This is a genomic window from Microvirga guangxiensis, assembly GCF_900102135.1.
GTDB lineage: Bacteria > Pseudomonadota > Alphaproteobacteria > Rhizobiales > Beijerinckiaceae > Microvirga > Microvirga guangxiensis.
In genome coordinates this window covers 1-17,718 of sequence record NZ_FMVJ01000013.1, presented here as the reverse complement: position 1 = coordinate 17,718, position 17,718 = coordinate 1, and the positions used below count along the sequence as shown (strand labels likewise).

Below are 17,718 nucleotides of genomic sequence, written 5' to 3'. Positions count from 1 at the left end.
CGGCGTCTAGATTTCGAAACCAGGCGGGAAGTCGCTCTCTTTCACGCCAACCAGCTCCATGTTGCGGGTGATAGCCGATTTGATGAAACCGTTGTCGCGGTGCTTGATGATCCAGCTGTTGACGAACTCACGCCAGGACTGATCCTCCTCGCGGCGGAACCCGGCATTGGAGGTGGTAAAGTCGACTGGTGTCGGGATGATGAGTTCGCCAATCGATCGGTTCTTTGCCCGAAGACTCAGGGCGAGCACCAGAACGAGGCATTGTGCGTCGACACGGCCGGCCTGAAGCGCTGCTGTAACATCGCTTGCCGTCTTGAGGCGCGAGATCTGGGCGTTCGGTGCGTGCCGCGTCACAGCGGCATCGTGTGAGGAGCCCGCATCGACTCCGATGCGCATGTCCGGCTTATTGAAGTCGTCCCATGTTTTGGCCGTGACGCTCTTCTTGGCAATGAAGGTAAACGAGTTTTTGAAGACCGGCTCAGAAAAGTCGATCACCTTCTGCCGCTCTGGGGTTGGATTGAGGCCGAAGAACACATCGATCTTGTCGGCTTGAAGATCGAGGACCGAGTTACCCCAGGTCGTCTCAAGGAGTGTTAGCTTCAGGCCGAGATCGTCAGCCAGTTTTTGACAGATGTCGATGTAGAAGCCTCGCCATTTTCCGTCAGAGAGGCTCTTCTGGTAATAGGGCGCCCCGTCAGCGATGCTACCGATCCGTAGGGTTCCGGAGGCCTTCACGCGCTCGAGCGAACTTGCTGCGCGCGCTCCTGTGATGCCAAGGGTACCCGCTGAGGCACCAAGTGCCGTTGCTCCGACAAGTTTCCCGAATGTCCTGCGAGTGATCATGTTTCCCTCTGAACGTCTGGAATGATATCTTATACTATCGCATTGAGGCGATCGTGCTTATAACTGCACCTCCTATTGATGAGGCAGCCAACTGCGTGATGTAAAACTTGAAAAAACTTGGGCCGTCATGACTATTAGTCATTAAGGGAGTTACGGAGGGGGATTATGCGGCGTTTTCTTCCGTCGCTGTCAGCGCTGCAGGCCTTTGAGGCGGCGGCCCGCTACATGAGTTTTACGAAGGCTGCCGATGAGCTTGCCGTCACCCAGAGTGGCATCAGCCGGCATATCAATAACCTCGAACAGTATTTGGGGGTTCGTCTCTTCGAGCGGTCGGGCTCGCGCCTCGTCCTAACAGATGCAGGTGGGAACTACTTCCGGGAGGTCGCGCAGATCATCGACAAGCTGGAGGAGGTTTCGATCGATGCGGTCCGCGGACGGAAGGCCGACGCGTCCTTGATGATTGGTGCAAACCCGAGTCTTGCCACGCGCTGGCTCGCACCCCGTTTGAGCGGCTTCGTCGACAAAAACCGTGAGATGCCGATCGAAATTGCGCCTGTCGGCTCCGAGTTGGATTTCGATCAGAGCCGGATCGACGTCGCGATCCTGCGCGGAGTAGGCTCATGGCCGAACGCGCGCGCCTCGCTTCTCTTCCCCGAGCGGCTAGCCGTGGTGGCCTCGCCGAAGCTCATTCCGGCAACCGCCAAGCTCAACCGGCTGAATTTCTCAGAAACCCCTACCCTTCAGAATGCAAGTAGGCCCAGCCTTTGGCTCTCCTGGCTACGGACGACCAAGCTCAGTCACAGCGGGGTTATCCAAGGCATCCGCTTTGCGAACAGCGATATGCTCATCAGCGCCGCGCTGAGCGGGCTGGGGCTTGCTGTGGTGCCCTCGCATTACGTTGAGCAGGAGCTTGCCAGAGGTGAACTGCACCTGCCTTTCGGGAAACCTGTGGAATCCAGCGAAGGCTATTGGGTCGTTTATTCTGAACGCAAGGCCCAAAAACAAAGCGTAGCTTTGTTCCGAGATTGGCTTTTGTCCGAAACACGCAAGCATCGAAGCGAGGTGCAAGCCTGACGTCGATGGCTCAATCTTGGAGAGCATGAGGATCTGTAGGGCAGGCCGGGGAGCGGCCCTATCGGGATAGTTTCAATCTGGCCCGATCCACGGCGGAGCATGGGAGCCAGGATGCCGGGCGCCCCATCAAGGCGTGGAGAATGAGCGGCAATGTCAGCGGATGCCCCTAAACGTCAGGCCCTTCTGCGACCATTACGCGTCGCTCGCGATCAGATGACGGCAAGCGAAGAATTCACGAGATCGGTCACGAGCATATGCCCCGGCGCATGGGTGATGCAAAACTCAGGACGAACGTTCGCGATCACGGCTTGCGGCGTGACCCCGCAAGCCCAGAAGACGGGAATTTCGCCCTCCCGGATCTCGACCGGGTCGCCGTAATCCGGGTTGTTAATATCAGCAATGCCGATCAGCGAAGGGTTGCCCAGATGGACCGGAGCACCATGAACCGAAGGAAAGCGGGATGTGATCTGCACTGCGCGGATGGCATCGGCCGCCTTTAACGGACGCATGGATACGACGAGAGGTCCTGAGAAAGGCCCCGTTGCCACCGTTGGGATGTTGGTGCGGTACATGGGGACATTGGAGCCCTGCTCGATGTGGCGCACAGGTAGGCCATCAGCCAGCATGGCTTCTTCGAACGAGAATGAGCAGCCGATCAGGAAGGCCACCAGATCATCGTTCCAAAGATCCCGAATGTCAGTGGGCTCCGCCACGAGCTCGCCATTCCGCCACACCCGGTAGCGAGGCACATCAGTGCGGATATCGATGTCCTGTCCCAACTCAGGGAGTGACGGGTCGCCCGTCTCGGAGACCGCGACGAGTGGGCAGGATTTGGGATTGCGCTGGCAGAAGCGCAGGAAATCATGCGCCAAGTCTTTGGTAAGAATAGCCAGATTGGCCTGAACATGTCCTAGGGCGAGGCTTGCAGTCGGACCCGTCAGAATGCCCGCCCGCGCATCGAGGCGAGCTTGATAAGCAGCATCGTTTTTGATCGTCCTGGACATCATCTGCTCCTTCCGCCAACGCGTTATTAAGCTCGCGCCTGCGCGCGCATAGCTTCAATCGCCATGCCAATGGCAAGGATCTTGCGGTCGGCACCGGCAGGCCCCGCGATCATGAGCCCCACGGGCGCGCTGCCCGGCGCATGACAGGGCACAGACAGGGCGGCTCCATCAAGGAAATTGATCAGCGTGGCATTGCGCAGGACCAAGCCATTGGTGGAGTAATAGACCTCGTCGCTCGCAGCAAGCTCTGCAATGGAAGGCGCGACAACAGGAACCGTCGGGAGAAGCAGAGCATCGTAACCCTCGATGCGCGCCTCCACGCCAGCCTTCCAGGCCTTGCGGGCTGCCAGCAAGTCGAGGTAGTCGGCAGCGGATATCTCCTTGCCGCGCAGAATTCGCGAGACGACGCGCGGATCGTAGCGGTCGCCCGCACGCTCGATCAGATCCCGGTGCCAGGTCCACGCCTCTGCGGCCGTGAATCCACCCTTGGTATTAATGGCTGCAAGACCCGCGAATTCCGGAACAGAGATCTCGTCGATGTGTGCACCAGCTGCCGATAGGCTTGAGAGCGCCGCCTGGAACGCGCCTGCGACGTCATTGTCCATTCCTTCAAGCGCCAATGTCGTAGGGACCGCGAACCGGAGCTTGCCGATGTCGGCAGAGCGCGGAAGCGGCGCCTCATCACCGGCCATGATCGCATCGAGAATGGCGCAACACGTCACGGAGGGAGCAATAGCGCCGATCGAGTCGAGGCTGAACGAGAGCGGAAGAACGCCGTCCATGGGCACCCGCGCAGCTGTCGGCTTGAACCCGACAAGGCCGCAGAAAGCAGCCGGAATGCGGACCGACCCACCCGTATCCGAACCAATTCCCGCGACTGCCATTCCGTCAGTCACGGATACCGCAGCACCCGAGGAGGAGCCACCTGGGATACGACCCGTTTCGCGATCCCAGGGATTGCGCGGAATGTCATAGTGCGGATTGAGGCCGAGACCCGAATAGGCGAACTCGGTCATGTTCGTTCGGCCGACGATCACAGCGCCTGCAGCCCGCAGGCGTTTGACGACCGTCGCATCCTTTGCAGCCGCCGGCTCATCGGCACGTGCAACGGACCCTGCCATGGTGACTTCGCCGGCGACATCGAACAGATCCTTGATCGATACCGTCAGGCCATCGATAGACGAACGAACCAAACCAGCTTTCCGCAGAATATCGGAAGCCTGTGCTGCGGCCCGAGCTTGCTCAGGATAGACCTTTGTAAAGACGCGCCGGCCTTCTCCGTTCGGATCAGAGGCGCGGCTAAGAGCCTCCTCCGTGAGAGCCAATGATGTAGTACGGCCCTCCGTGAGCGCCAGTTGCTGTTCGTTCACTGTCGAAATCATGTCTCATCAACCATCGCGGCGGATTGCATCAAAACCGGATCAGGCGACTTCCGGCAGAACCTCGATGTCATAGCTGTGGCTCAGGGTGCGCCCGCGGCGTGGGTCAAACAGCTCCATCGTGAACGATGGTGCAGGCCGAATGCCGCCGATTGCTCCAACCGTTCCGCAGATCATGGCTGTCCCTTCGGGCAGTTCAGCCTGGCCGGCGAACCCGGAGATCAGCTCGAGCGGCGGCCGGAGCGAGGCGAGTGTGCCCTCCTGATAAAGCACCTTCTCACCGTTCTCCTGAATGTATGACCGAATGACGAGCTCATCCCAGTATTCCGCAACATCGGCATAGAGCCATGCCTCGGCGGCCACCGGCTTTGCGCAGACCTGCTTCGACAGGGCGACACTGTACGTCTCGAGCTTACGGTCGGTGTGATCGGAGGCGATGCTGACATAAAGCTCGCCGCCAGACCGGAAGACGAAAGTCTCCACCTCCCCTGAGGACTGGTCTCCAACCGCTTGGATGTGCGACGCCTGCGTCAGCTGGTTCTCGGCAACCCGGTAATAAAGCGGAACGGAGCTCGGTCGCGGGACGCCGATGGCGAACAGCTCCTCGATGTGATGCTCGATCGCATGCTGATCACGCCCAGCCCATCCTGCGACGACGAGGGACGAGATTTCAACGTCGATATTGCGGGAGCCTGTCTGGCTGTCTGCTTTGAAGAAAAGTTTCATGACAAATCCGAAAGTTGAAAGGTTTGATTGAATGCCAGCGCTTAGCTGAAGACCGTCGGGAGCCAGAGGGCTAGCCCCGGAAAGAACGACAGCAGCGCGAGCAGAATGAACATCGCCAGTACGAAAGGCACCGATCCCGTAATGACGGCACCCATCGACCCGCTCTTGCGAAGGCTCTGCACGACAAAGAGGTTGAGACCCACCGGTGGCGTGATCAGAGCCGCCTCGACAAGCACGATGATGATGATGCCGAGCCAGATCGGATCGTAGCCGAGGGCGATCATGATCGGCGCGACGATCGGAATCGTGGTGATCATCATGGAAAGTGTTTCCATGAAGCAGCCGAGCACCAGATAGAAGATGATGATGATCAGCAGCATCCACCCCGGAGAGACCCCGAGGCCGGTGATCGAGCTGGTGATTGCATCAGTCAGACCCGTAGCCGCCATGATGAAGTTCAGGAAGGCAGCACCGATCACGATCAGCATGATCATCGCCGTCGAGCGCATCGTCCCCTCGACGGACTCTCGAAGCATGGTCCAGGTCAGCCGGCGGAACCATGCTGCAAGGATGAGCGCACCCGTTACACCGAGAGCGGCCGCTTCCGTCGGAGTGGCCAAGCCGGCATAAATCGACCCGACGACGAGGAAGAAGATTCCAAGCGGCGGCGCAAGGTGCACGAGACTCTTGAAACGCTCGCTCCAGGTGGCATGGATCTTGTGTCCACCCCACGAGGGCTTGGCCATACAGCTGACGGCGATCACAAGCATGAACAGGCCCGCCAACAGAAAGCCGGGTATGATGCCTGCGAGGTAGAGCTTGGGAACCGAGGAGTTGGTAAGGACGCCATAGATCACAAGGTTAATCGATGGCGGAATGAGGATGCCGAGCGTGCCGCCGGCTGCGAGGCTACCAAGGAAGAGCGGCTCGTTGTAGCCATAGCGCTTGATTTGCGGGATCGCCACGGTACCGACGGTAGCGGCAGTGGCGACGCTCGAGCCGGACGTGGCCGAGAACAACGTCGAAGCGCCGATATTGGCATGCATCAGGCCGCCGGGCAGCCACGAGAGCCAGAGGCTCATCGCGCTGTACATCCGCTCGGCGAAACCGGCCCGCAGCAGAATCTCCCCCAGCAGAATGAAGAGAGGCACCGCCACCATCAGGAATTCATTGTTCGTGCTCCAGGCCAACTCGCCGATGGCGCGCGTCAGGGGCAGCATGGAATAAAGAGGGTCTAGAAGCAGACCAAGGACTCCGAGAGCAGCGCCGACGGGAATGCTCAAACCAATCAGGACGAGCAGAAGGATGAGTGCTGTGGCAACCATGACGCCTTACCCCTTGACCATGCGCTCGCCTGCGGCGGCTTCTTCTTCAGCTTCTTCTTGGGTCGAGCGAACGCCGGCGATGGCCTTGACCTCGTCAATCCTGCCGGTAACCAAAGCGACGGATGCCCGCACCAGCATGAGTGCTAGAACCACGCACATCCAGATCAGGCCAAGCAGCCAAAGCCCCTGTGGAATGTAAAGCGGTGTTGCGAGCGGAGTGTTGGCAGCGGAATTTTGCATCCAGGAGGTGGCGGCAACGTCGTAGGCATAATAGGTCAGCATTGTCATGAAGACGCCGAGAGCTACGAGAGAGAGCCAATCTACAATGGCTGACAGGCGAACGGGCAGATACTGATAAATCACATCGACGCGCACATTCGCCCGTTGAAGCGTTGCGAAGGCAAGCGCCCATGACGTGCTAATGGCAAACGCATAGCTCGACAGCTCATCCGCGCCGCCGGTACTGAACCCGAAGAATTTTCGAACCAAAACGTCAAATGAGATCAGCAACACGCTGCCGATCGTCAGAGCACCGCCGAACCATACGGCCCAGCGCGACATATGCTCCGCTGCGCGGCTCAGGCCGCCGAGGAAGGAAGGTTGTATGGTCGATGCCATGAGACTACCTGTGTCGGCGTTCAAGCACGCCGCATGAAATCAGAGACTGATCGGGCCAAAGGCACGGAACGACGCGTCGGAACGGTTCCGGTCCGACGCGTCGAATGGATTTACTTGGAGGCGGTGACGTTCAGCACCTTACCGATCGTGTCGTTGAAGTCCTTGACACAATCTGCCGAGCAGCGTGCTGCCCACTTCGGCAGGATGGAGTCCTGAAGAACCTTCTTCAGAAGCTCACGGTCGGCTGCGCTCGGCTCGACGAGCTTCATCTTGCCCTTGACCGGAAGCGTGCAGGCTGCGGCGCCCGTGTTGCAGTCGTAGCCCTGCTGGGTCTGCTCGTCGGCAGCCTTCCAGATGTCATCCATCAGAGTCTTGATGTTCGTCTGGATGAACTCCTGGACCTTCGGGTCCAGCTTGTCCCAGGCGGCTTGGTTGACCGCGTGGATCTGCTGGTTCCAGTTGATCGGGAGCGCGTAGAGATGGGTTGCGACTTCGTACCACTTGGCGGAATACCCGGAGAGTGAGCCGGTGATCGCGCAATCGACGACCCTGTTCTGCAGGGCAGGAACCACCTCACCAAAGGCCATCGTTACACTTGCGCCACCGAAGGCTTCAACAAACTCTGCCTGGGTGCGGCTGCTGGTGCGAACCTTCTTGCCCTTAAGGTCCGCAAGGCTGTTTACCTCGGCGTTGCAGAACAAAACCTGGGCCGGGTAGGTCGAAATGCCGAGGACCTTTACGCGCGATCCCTGACCGTAGAACTTACTGTAAACCGGCTCAAAGGCCTCAGTCACCTTGCGGGCGGATTCCACGTCAGGAGCAAGGCCTGCCAGATCGATGGCCTCGTTGATCGGATTGTCGCTGGCGAAATAGGAAAGCGTCGCCGTACCGAACTGGATTACGCCCTGTGACATGAGGCGGAGGATTTCAGGCCCCTTGAGGCCCATCTCGTTGAAGCCTTTGATATCTGCAGTGACCTTCCCGTTCGAGCGCTCGGGAATCGTCTTAGTCCAGAACGGCTTTTCGAAATCGTTATAAGCCGTGAGGTTGCTGAGGCCACCGACAATCTGAAGCTTGGTCTGCGGCAGGTCTTGAGCAAGGGCAGCGCCAGACAGGCTCAGCAGGGCTGCAGCTCCGAAGGCATAAACAGTTCTTTTCATGATGTGTCATCCTCTGGTCCGGTATTGGAGCTAAGCGAAGACACGTTCAGGTCGGAGCAAGCGCCTAAGTTCCCGTTCTGGCCTTTAGGATCTTCTGAATTGGAGCCAAAAAGATCCACGCCTTCAAAGTACGCCCTATATACGCCGCCTATATGTCGTTCCTCAGCCTGGTCGCATTGCATGCCAGGAACCTTTAGCTTGTCTATTCGTATGTTTTAATGTGGGATATAAATTCTATTTATATCCCTTTGGTGCCCTTCCCTTCGTGCGAACAACAACCCCCTGAGCGATTTCGGCGAGTGAGCGCATAGGACGACTTTCAAGCCCATCGATCCAACTTGCGGTGAAACTGAGATCTGGCAGAGGATCGCTCTTCACGTCCAGAATCTGCAGTTCGCCAGCAGCAAGTTCGCGCTCAAGAAAGACAGGCGTGATCACGGCCGTACCGATTCCATCCAACGTCATGCGCACGATCATCGAAACCGAGGCGCTACCGTACATTCGCGGCGTCTTCACACCAGCGCGCATCAGCATATCTCGCACTACTCTATAAGGGCTACTGTTGGAGGGGTGCGTGATGATTGGCCTGCTCGCGATATCCTCCAGCGTGCATACACCTCCTCCCAGCTGGAGCTTTGGGCTGGCGACCCATGCAAGAGAGTAAGTGCAGAGGGGAAGGTTCTCGATCCGCTCCTCGAGGATAGGTCCCATGAGAAATGCTATATCAATCTGACGAGACATCAGCTGAGTGCGCAGCACGTGCGAACTGTCGACCTCAATTTCCAAAATTAGGGCTGGATAAGCGCTGTGCACTTCTTCGATGAAGGTCGAAAGCCAAGTCTGCACGATGGTCTCCGCAACCCCGATTCGTACGGTGCCGCTCATTACGTTCTGGTCCTGCGCGGCCTTCAGCATGTCACCCCGCGCCTGCATCATACGCTCGGCATGGGAGAGCATCTCCTGTCCTTTAGCCGTCAGCGTGACACCTCGCACATCTCGCTCGAACAGGCGTACGCCGAGCGCGGCTTCCAAGGAGGCGATACGTTGTGAAACGGCAGGCTGCGTTGTTCCGAGCTTTTCAGATGCGGCTCTCAAGCTGCCGAGCGCCGCAGCCCAGAAAAACGTTTCGATGTTCCTGAAATCGATCATCGAGTATTACTAGACGATTGGAGGCACTTTGTGTTGTCCACCATACCTGCATCCATCGCAGTGTGCGATGCACTCGGCGCAGGTCAATGCATCGATATACAATTTCGACGCCAAAGTTGAATTTGAGACAATCAAGCTCCGGCCTTCTTCAATCTCCAGCGTCGGAGGGTGATCAATGAAGCATTCCATCCCATGCTCACCGCCAAGGCCAAGACCAGCGCCATAGCGGCCCCGAAACGCACGGCGCATAGGTGGAGCACGCTCAATGCCCCCACGAAGCCGAGCATGCCGGGCACCCCGTTAGCGACCACCGCTGCCGTCGCCTCCCCTCCAACACGAGGCTGCATAATCAGGGCCACACTGATCATGACGACAGGAGCCAAAGCTGAGACAGCGGCGATCGAAGGGCCAAAGGCCCTCCCAGCAATGAGTGTTACTCCAACAACGGTCATGACCAGAGCAGCGCGAAAGAGAACGTCCCATACACTTTTCTTCGTAGAGGACCGCACCGCTGCCGTGGAGAACCTACGCGCCAATGGCAAAGCGAGAGCATAGACTGCCGCGTTCAACGCGAGCGCAGCTTCTAGAGACCATTGCCATCTGAGGATGGCAATGATGGCAACGGCCCAGACAGCCAGACCGGAGACTACGCTCGCCAAGACCCCAAATCTTTGAGCGGCAGCCGCATAGACCATCATGTAAAGGACCGTCGCAGCAGAGACCGTCAATCCGACAAGCGCACTCTCCGAGACAAAGGCAGAGCCGTTATCGATAGCAAGAAATGCATAGGCCGGCCCTGCGGAAATCGGCAGCGTTACGATCATCGCGCCTAGAAAAGGGCCGCTTCGCTCCACGATCATGGACGCCACGACTACGATCGCCGCGCTGGTCCACATCTTCACGATGAGCAGCGCCCAGAATGAGAAATCCAAGATTCACGACCTTTGAAAAAGCTGCCTTGAAAGAGCACTGTCGCCTGAGCGCAAGGTTCATTCTAGCTGATCATATCGATCGGAAGCATGATGCCAGAAGACCCGATCTCATCATGGAGGCTTTAACAATCCTGCAATGCAAGCGTCAAAACTCCCTCGTTCGAAATCCCCCAGGACATAAGAACGGGGCCGGAGCGGCCGGTCCCGGCGGATACACGGTTTGACAAGGCGATGGACGAACTCCTGATTTCGGGGGCGATATGTCAAAGATTGGATGAAGCTATAGACGCTCACGTTTGTTAACCGATCCCCGTTGCAACAAAGGCTATGAGAAGCCCTTAATTCAACCTCCTCAATTCAGCCATATATGCTGCCGGCAATCGAAATCTGGTTCGTTCAGGACGCTGCAAACCCGCCTTTCCCGCAACCTAGTGTACGAAAGCGATGCAGTTATCATCACTCAGGTTATAGTTCGTAGAGTTCCACCGATTGGGCGCTTCCAAGATCTGCCGGCGCTGCTCCTCGCTGATCTTCACTTTGACCGTCGCCGATGTCCGACTGAACCGGGTCGGTTTATGGCTGGCCTCTGACCTTACAATGCCCGGGCCGTAAATTGCCCCCTTGCCATCGTTCTTCGGATAAAAGCCATAGCAGTCCTCTTTGACGCCGTTATTGAGGTGGAGAGCGATGCACGTGAACGCATGGCCCATATACTCGCGATGGGTCCAAGAAGTCTCTGATCCGAAGAGTTCCAGGAAGATATCGCCTGGGTCGGATGCAACTGGCGTTCGAACTAGAAGTAACCCCTTTAAGCCACCTGCAAGTGCCACCGTTCTTCGAGCCTTGGTTCCCATTTGCGCTCACCTGTATCTGCGCGATATCTCGCAAGGGCAAGGATAGTAAGGGACATCCGTTCGTCAGTTGCCAAGCTCGTGCCGATTCTGTTCAAGGATTTCTTCCTCGAATTGGCTCATTCACTCAACAACTTCAACACGAGCCCACGTAAGATTTCGACCTTTCTTACCTGGCAGTTCGAGGATCTCCGCAACGAGTAGAAGTGTGTCCGGCTTGAAGGGTGGCTGAGCTATCGTTCCATCTGCGGGATCAGAGATCGGCCGGATTTCGTCAATCGCTTTGACCACTTCTTCCACTGCGACGGGCCCTGGCTTTTTCTTGCCGAACTCACGTTTAAGGTGAGGGCCTGGATCAAGCGGGTTTTCCAATGCAACCCAGGTGTGCGCGGTAATCGAAGAGAGAGCGCCTGTTCTTTCTCTGGCCTCATTCATGCTTGGAAAAGAGCTAGCTGCTTGCCGAGCATCTTCCTGATCTCTCCTTCGAAGGAAGACCCTGGGCCAGTATATGTAAGGGTCACGGCGGGAATCTTCGCAGCATGGCTTTTCAAAGCCACTTCATCCCAAGAACCACCTCATTTGGCGTCAGCGCTCAGTATCACCTTCTCGCCGAAAGCATCGCAAACTGCAGCATCATTCCCGCCCGCCGCGGCAAAGGCAACTCCGCCAACAGCGCCAGTAAAAAGAGCCTTCTTGGCCACTTCCCCAACGGTCCCAGACGGCATAGCTGAGGTGTTGGCATAGCCCGCACTGGCGGCTCCGGCTATTACCCCGCCGCGAATTGCGTGGTCCAGATCTCCGGTTTTCTTATTGGTGTACCAAGCGGCAAACGCAGCCGCGCCCGCAGGACCTCCGTAGGTCGAAGCTGCAATTTGTGGCGCCATTGGTGCTGTGGTCAGTCTGGCCGCGGCGCTGTTTGCGTGGAACGTCGTGTGGCAGACGACCAACGCCACGCCTGCGACGCCGATGCCGGACGTCACTACAGAGAGATTTGAGGGGAACAGCAGTTCTTACCTCCTTCATCGGTAAACCCGTTGTCGTGAACCTCTGGGCGAGTTGGTGTCCGCCCTGCCGACGCGAGATGCCGATGATGGCCGAGATGGCAGCGGCTCGAGACGACGTCACGTTCCTGTTCGTGAACCAGGGCGAGAGGCGCACAACGATTGAGGGTTACCTGAACAAGGAGAAGCTTACGCTGCCGAACGTGCTGCTCGACGCGCGCATGGATGTGCCTCGCCACTACTCCACGCCGGGTTTGCCGGTCACCCTGTTCATCGGCGCAGCGGAAAGCTCCAGTCCATCCACGTGGGCGAGATTTCCCGGGAGGCATTGACGGGCGCGCTCAGCCGGCTGCTGGCGGAGTAGCCGAGGTGCGATGAGGCGCCTTGGGGAGCGTCTCGAAGACCGTCCTGCTCTGGCGCCTGTCTTCACAGGCCAAGCTTGGTGTCCTACCATGCGGCAAACGACGCTGCGGCCACGGGCGCGGCGCGACGGGGGCTATGCGGAGGAACGCCATGACACGCCAAACCGAGCGGTCGCCCCACGAACTGCCCCTTGACGATCACGAGCCTCTGGAGCCTGGAGGAGTTAGCCGCCGCGGCTTTCTCAGCAGCGTCAGCTTGGTGGGCCTCGGGGCCGCCGTTGCGCCCCTCTCCTCCAACTTGTCAGTCTCAATCATTCCGGAAGCCATGGCGCAGGGGGCTCCCGCATCAGGTGCTCCTGCCCAGCCTTCAGGGCCACAGGCCCTCGACTATCCCGGCAAGGAGAAGGGGCTCGTCGTCCTGGGCGAGCGGCCGCTGGTCGCCGAGACACCTGAGCACCTGCTCGACGACGAGACGACGCCGATCTCCAAATTCTTCATCCGCAACAACGGCCAGTTGCCCGAGCCCGCGACGAACCCGGATGCCTGGAAGCTCACCATCGACGGCGAGGTCAACAACCGGCTTGAGCTGACGCTGGCCGAGCTGAAGTCCCGTTTCCAGCCCAAGACCTACCGCATGGTGCTCGAATGCGGCGGCAACGGCCGCTCCTTCTTCCAGCCGCAGGCGAGAGGCAACCAATGGACCAACGGCGGCGCGGGCTGCGCCGAGTGGACCGGCATCCCACTCGCCGAAGTGCTCCAGGCCGCGGGGCTGAAGGACACGGCGAAGTACACCGCCCATTACGGCGCCGACCCGCACCTGTCGGGCGACACGACCAAGGACTCGCTCTCGCGCGGCATGCCCATCGCCAAGGCGATGGAGCCGCACAGTCTGATCGTCTATCAGATGAACGGCGAGCCCCTGCCAAACATCCATGGCGGGCCGCTGCGCCTGGTGATCCCCGGCTGGCCGGGATCGCTGTCGCACAAGTGGCTGACGCGGATCACGATCCGCGACCGCGAGCATGACGGCCAGGGCATGACCGGTACATCGTACCGGGTGCCGAAGACGCCGATGGTGCCAGGCAGCACGGCGGACGAGAAGGACTTCCGCATCCTCGAATCCATGCCCGTGCGCAGCATCATCACCGCCCCGGCGAACGGCACAAGGCTGCCGGCCGGCACACGTGAGGTGGCCCTGCGCGGTGCCGCCTGGGCCGGCGATCTCACGGTGAGTCGCGTGGATGTTTCAACGGACGCCGGGCAGACCTGGACGCAGGGAACGCTCGCTCCACCCCGCAACCGCTATGACTGGAACCGGTGGACGGCGACCCTGCAGCTGCCCTCGGACGGCTACTTCGAGATCTGGACACGGGCCACGGATTCGAACGGCAAGATGCAGCCACCCGTGGCCCACAACTGGAACCCGCAGGGCTATGGCGGCAACACCATGCACCGTGTGGCCATCCTGGTAGGTTGAGGGGGCATTGATCGTGCGTCTGTTTCCTTGGCTGCCGATGCTTGCCTTGGCGGCATCGGCCTCTTTCGCCTCCGCGCAGGCCCAACAGGCATCCGCGCCGGCTTTCACGCCCCAAGACGAGCGGATCGAGGATCTGCCGGAGGGGCCCGGCCGAGACGAGACCTTCGGCCTGTGCACCGCGTGTCACGGCTACAAGTTAGTGTCAAACCAAGGGATGACGCGGGACAGATGGGACGAGACGATGACCTGGATGACGGAGCGGCACGGCATGCCCGACATCCAGGGTGCCGACCGCGACCTGATCCTCGACTATCTCGCCGCGCACCACCCGCCCAAGGCTCCAGCGCGGGGGGGCGGGTTCAGGAACCCGTTCGCGCCGCAATAGTTCCCCGATGCCTGACTGGGCGTCACTTGATTGAGCCGAGGGTCAAAGCTGTACGGTTTCCTCGGCCGACAGGGTCTCGACCTTCTTGTTGGCTTCAGCCACGAGGTCCTTTGCAGTCTTCGTCGGGAGTGGAACAAAGCTGGGGGTGATCAGCCGGTCAGACGAAGCTGCCCACCCGAGAGCCGACCATCAATTACGGCCGCGCGGACCTGCAGGACGCGGTGACCCCTCGTGGCGACCAACGCATCTGCCGGCGCTTGTTCATGTGTGCTTTGACGAAACTGTTCACGATCGACTCGGCGCGTAAGGTCGAGATGGGGAGGCCGCCGCGAGAACGGTGTCCGTGATCGATCAGCGCACTGGCGTTCAGCCCCAAACAGGTTTCAAGTTCTCGCACGAGCTGGGCAAAGGGCTCGATCCAGGCTTGCCCGTATTGACTGTTCAGGACCACGGCGTTGGCCGCCCTCTGCCTGATGTCAGGCAGCATGCGGCGGACCTTGTCGCCCCACCTTGGCTGACCAGTGCCTTGCCCGCTGCCGGGCGTCCCGCACCTTCTCCGTCCCATCACATTTCAATGCTTTGTCATGGGTGGGCCCGATCTGATGAGGCGGTGTCCCGGGACCCTGCGGAGGCTTTTACGAGACATGGCGCGAAAATCCGAAACGCCGCAAGAGGTGGAGCTGAAGCTGGAGATCGAGCCGAGCGATCTAGAGACGGTCCTGGCGCATCCCCTGCTGCAGGCCGGCACGGGCAATGAGCCACAGAAGCAGGACCTTCACTCGACCTACTTCGACACGCCGGATCACGCGTTGAAGCAGGCTGGGCTCTCGCTGAGGATCCGGCACAATGGGACGCAACGGATCCAGACCGTCAAAGCCGCGCAAGCGCAGAACGGTGTCGCCCTCACGCGCGGCGAGTGGGAACACAAGGTTGACGGCGACAAGCCGGATTTCTCGGCGGCTGAGAAGACCGCCCTCAAGCCGTTCGTACAGCTGCAGGATAGGATCGGCCCGGTGTTCAGCGTGACTGCGGAACGGACACTGCGCGAAATTCCCTTTGGGCTCTCCGTCATCGAGGTCGCAGTCGATCGCGGCACGGTCGATGGGCAGGCCCTTCCCCTGCCATTTGGCGAACTTGAGCTGGAGTTGAAGCAGGGCAGCCCTGCCGACCTGTTCGGGCTTGCCCGAACGCTGGCCATGGCGGCTCCGCTGCGCCTGAGCTTCAAGACCAAGGCGGAGCGTGGCTTTGAGACCATCTCTAGGGTGGTGCCGAATCGGGTGAAGGCCGAACCGGTGACGCTCAAGCGCCGAATGACGAGCGCGCAGGCCTTTCAGAGCATTGGCGCGTCATGCCTGCGGCATCTGATGGCAAACGAGGCCCTCGTCCGGCAAGCGCCAGAGGCTGACACCGTCCACCAGATGCGGGTTGCCCTGCGGCGGCTTCGGGCCGCCATCACCCTGTTCAAACACGTTGTCGCGGACGGGCGGCGGGACCCGATCAAGGCCGAGCTCAAATGGATGGCGAACGTGCTCGGCGTGGCCCGGGACTTGGACGTCTATATCCAGAAGGTGCTGGAGCCGGCACAGGCCCAGCATCAGGATGACAAAAGCTACACGGCCCTGCTGGCTTACTATCGGAAGCGGCGAAAGCAGGCCTACCGAATGGTCCAGGAGACCATCGCCTCCGGACGCTTCGTCAACGGCATTCTGGAGGTGGCCGCCTGGGTTCAGGCCGGGGACTGGCTGCAGGATCGAAGTAAGCCGGCCCGCCAGCGGCGGAAACAGCCGGTCGTGGCGCTGGCGGAACAGGAACTCGGGCGGCGGTGGAAAAGGATCCTCAAGCGCGGCAAGCACTTGGCGAAGCTTGAGCCCGAAGAACGACATCAGGTGCGGATCGAGATCAAGAAGCTCCGCTATGCGACCGAGTTCTTCGAGAACCTGTTCAAAGGCGGCGGGGCGAAGAAGCGGAGGCGCGCGGCATTGAAAACCCTAGAGACCATGCAGGAGACGCTGGGTGGGCTCAACGACATTGCCGTCGGGTTCGAGATGAACTCCTCGCCAGCGGCTGTGGCCATCCATGAAGAGCAGATGGCCCGCGTGGACGGCCTCCTCGCGGCGGCGAAGAAGCAGTATCGGGACTTCGCTGCCCTGCAACCGTTCTGGAGCGTTTGAAGTGAGCTGCCCTTTATCCAACAGGCCTGTCATCACATCGTCACCGATGCCTGCTATACGGCCCTAATTGTCGATTTGGTCTTCATGATGGGACTGGGCGATTTAGAGGCCAATTTATGCGCTTCATGTGAGACTGACGCCGTTCTTAGTCTCACATGAAATGCGAACCGTCATGAGAAGGCAGCTTCCTTGTCTACGGCTGGCCGCCACGCCTCAACGGCCTCATCGGTGATCTTCTCTGCGCCGGCTCGAATGGCGTCGATCGCAAGCTCGTTCAAGGTCAAGAAGACCTTGGCCGTGATCCCATCCGTGATGCGGACGAGGTGCCGTAGGCTCTGCGCGGATAGGGACGAGGGGCGTCGAAGCGGCACGCTTCGCAGGACGGCTGTCACGAGGGCTTGGAACTCCTCGTCGGCCCTCCAGCGGGGAAGCGCATCTGGTCGAGGCGACGCACCGGCTGGGTATCGCCGGCGATGGCTGCTCTTGCATTGGCTATGTCCAGGCACACGAGTGAGGCCTTCAGCTCGTTGCTGAGGAACCGGAACAGCTGAAGAATGACGCGCTGTTCGCGTGGGCTGCCGGCAAGCAAGTTGTTCGCCTCATCGAAGACGAGCACACGGACGTCGGCTGCGGGCGCATGAGCGAAAGGCTCAGCTGGCGGCTTTGATCCGCTCCAATTCCTCTGAGGTCAGTGGGTCAACCTTGAGGATCGGGTGCCCTCCGGAGGAGTGGTGCTGAGAGAGTGCAAGCCGGATATAGCCGCCATCTTGGAGGGAGAAAAAGATCCCGTCGGACTTCCCGTTCAGGAAGCAGCGCAGACTGATATAGAAGCTCTCCTCGTAGCCCTTACGGCCCTACGAATAGCGGGATGAAGGACAAGGGTGATGCTCTTGCTCTCGCAGACCTCTTCGACGCTTTCGAAACTCAACACGGCTGAACCTCGCTGCCAAGGCGGCCAGTCGGCCGCTATCCAAGGTCAACGCCGCGCAAAGGGGGTGCTGTTCGCTCCAAGCTCGGCCTATTCACCAACGGATCAACTTGTCTCCCTCTGCGCCTTGAGCAATCACCTCGCCTAGCACTCCCATGCGTCGAGTGCTAATCGTGCTGCTCGGCGCAGACGAGTGCCCCAATATCAAGAACGATGAGGCACACCCATGACCTTTCGCCCGCTGCACGACCGCGTCGTCGTCCGCCGCATCGAGGCCGAAGAGAAGACGGCCGGCGGCATCATCATCCCGGATACCGCCAAGGAAAAGCCGCA

17 protein-coding genes and 2 pseudogenes are annotated in these 17,718 nt (G+C 59.7%); 6 read left to right on the top strand and 13 right to left on the bottom strand.

Annotated features, from left to right (window positions below):
* Positions 1-6 precede the first annotated feature (6 nt).
* Positions 7-843 carry a transporter substrate-binding domain-containing protein gene (locus BLP10_RS18535; RefSeq protein ID WP_091138019.1) on the bottom strand — a complete coding sequence of 279 codons (837 nt, stop codon included), beginning with the start codon at positions 841-843 and terminating at the stop codon, positions 7-9.
* Positions 844-1,008: 165 nt separating this feature from the next.
* Between BLP10_RS18535 and BLP10_RS18530 the strand changes: the two genes are divergently transcribed.
* Entirely contained in the window at positions 1,009-1,917 is a 909-nt protein-coding gene (locus tag BLP10_RS18530; protein WP_091138017.1) for a LysR substrate-binding domain-containing protein, read from the top strand.
* 209 nt (positions 1,918-2,126) lie between these two features.
* Here BLP10_RS18530 and BLP10_RS18525 read toward each other — a convergent pair whose 3' ends face one another.
* The 9 genes from BLP10_RS18525 to BLP10_RS23665 form a co-directional block, all read right to left on the bottom strand.
* Positions 2,127-2,924, bottom strand: coding sequence for a putative hydro-lyase (locus BLP10_RS18525; protein WP_210183640.1), 798 nt, complete (start codon positions 2,922-2,924; stop codon positions 2,127-2,129).
* Between the two features lie 23 nt (positions 2,925-2,947).
* The gene (locus tag BLP10_RS18520; protein WP_244510673.1) at positions 2,948-4,291 is read right to left on the bottom strand and encodes an amidase; all 1,344 of its coding nucleotides are present in this window, start codon (positions 4,289-4,291) and stop codon (positions 2,948-2,950) included.
* A gap of 51 nt (positions 4,292-4,342) precedes the next feature.
* On the bottom strand, positions 4,343-5,026 hold the full coding sequence (locus tag BLP10_RS18515; RefSeq protein WP_091138011.1) for a DUF2848 domain-containing protein: 684 nt from the start codon (positions 5,024-5,026) through the stop codon (positions 4,343-4,345).
* Positions 5,027-5,067: 41 nt separating this feature from the next.
* Complete coding sequence (locus BLP10_RS18510; RefSeq protein WP_091138008.1) at positions 5,068-6,351, bottom strand: TRAP transporter large permease; 1,284 nt, start codon at positions 6,349-6,351, stop codon at positions 5,068-5,070.
* 6 nt (positions 6,352-6,357) lie between these two features.
* Positions 6,358-6,993 carry a TRAP transporter small permease subunit gene (locus BLP10_RS18505; protein ID WP_244510671.1) on the bottom strand — a complete coding sequence of 212 codons (636 nt, stop codon included), beginning with the start codon at positions 6,991-6,993 and terminating at the stop codon, positions 6,358-6,360.
* Positions 6,994-7,079: 86 nt separating this feature from the next.
* Positions 7,080-8,129 (bottom strand): TRAP transporter substrate-binding protein, encoded by a 1,050-nt coding sequence (locus tag BLP10_RS18500; RefSeq protein WP_091138003.1) that lies wholly within the window; start codon positions 8,127-8,129, stop codon positions 7,080-7,082.
* 234 nt (positions 8,130-8,363) lie between these two features.
* Positions 8,364-9,278 carry a LysR family transcriptional regulator gene (locus BLP10_RS18495; protein ID WP_091138000.1) on the bottom strand — a complete coding sequence of 305 codons (915 nt, stop codon included), beginning with the start codon at positions 9,276-9,278 and terminating at the stop codon, positions 8,364-8,366.
* A 131-nt stretch (positions 9,279-9,409) separates the two neighbouring features.
* Positions 9,410-10,210, bottom strand: a complete 801-nt coding sequence (locus BLP10_RS18490) for a hypothetical protein (RefSeq protein ID WP_091137998.1) — start codon at positions 10,208-10,210, stop codon at positions 9,410-9,412.
* A gap of 1,426 nt (positions 10,211-11,636) precedes the next feature.
* Positions 11,637-12,041, bottom strand: a complete 405-nt coding sequence (locus BLP10_RS23665; RefSeq protein WP_244510670.1) for a hypothetical protein — start codon at positions 12,039-12,041, stop codon at positions 11,637-11,639.
* Here BLP10_RS23665 and BLP10_RS23970 point away from each other — a divergent pair.
* The 3 genes from BLP10_RS23970 to BLP10_RS18470 all read left to right on the top strand — a co-directional run bounded on the left by BLP10_RS23970 (position 11,936) and on the right by BLP10_RS18470 (position 14,286).
* A complete protein-coding gene (locus BLP10_RS23970; RefSeq protein ID WP_342026204.1) occupies positions 11,936-12,394 on the top strand; it encodes a TlpA family protein disulfide reductase in 459 nt (152 codons plus the stop codon). The genes BLP10_RS23665 and BLP10_RS23970 overlap by 106 nt on opposite strands.
* Positions 12,395-12,575: 181 nt before the next feature.
* Positions 12,576-13,901, top strand: coding sequence for a sulfite oxidase (locus BLP10_RS18475; RefSeq protein WP_091137991.1), 1,326 nt, complete (start codon positions 12,576-12,578; stop codon positions 13,899-13,901).
* Positions 13,902-13,914: 13 nt separating this feature from the next.
* Positions 13,915-14,286: a hypothetical protein gene (locus tag BLP10_RS18470; RefSeq protein WP_139165535.1), complete on the top strand. Its 372-nt coding sequence runs from the start codon at positions 13,915-13,917 to the stop codon at positions 14,284-14,286.
* Positions 14,287-14,479: 193 nt separating this feature from the next.
* On the opposite strand, the gene BLP10_RS24105 is transcribed toward BLP10_RS18470, so the two are convergent.
* On the bottom strand, positions 14,480-14,773 hold the full coding sequence (locus BLP10_RS24105; protein ID WP_091137986.1) for a hypothetical protein: 294 nt from the start codon (positions 14,771-14,773) through the stop codon (positions 14,480-14,482).
* A 157-nt stretch (positions 14,774-14,930) separates the two neighbouring features.
* Here BLP10_RS24105 and BLP10_RS18460 point away from each other — a divergent pair, with 157 nt between their 5' ends.
* A complete protein-coding gene (locus BLP10_RS18460) occupies positions 14,931-16,457 on the top strand; it encodes a CYTH and CHAD domain-containing protein (protein WP_175493970.1) in 1,527 nt (508 codons plus the stop codon).
* Between the two features lie 170 nt (positions 16,458-16,627).
* Here the strand turns inward: BLP10_RS18460 and BLP10_RS18455 are convergent, their stop codons facing one another.
* On the bottom strand, positions 16,628-16,849 hold the full coding sequence (locus BLP10_RS18455) for a hypothetical protein (protein ID WP_175493969.1): 222 nt from the start codon (positions 16,847-16,849) through the stop codon (positions 16,628-16,630).
* A pseudogene (locus BLP10_RS24100) lies at positions 16,846-17,076 on the bottom strand (TniB family NTP-binding protein); the annotation flags it as partial. The pseudogene BLP10_RS24100 and the gene BLP10_RS18455, both read right to left, overlap by 4 nt.
* Positions 17,077-17,611: 535 nt before the next feature.
* Between BLP10_RS24100 and BLP10_RS18440 the strand changes: the two are divergent.
* Positions 17,612-17,718, top strand: a pseudogene (locus BLP10_RS18440) (co-chaperone GroES); the annotation flags it as partial.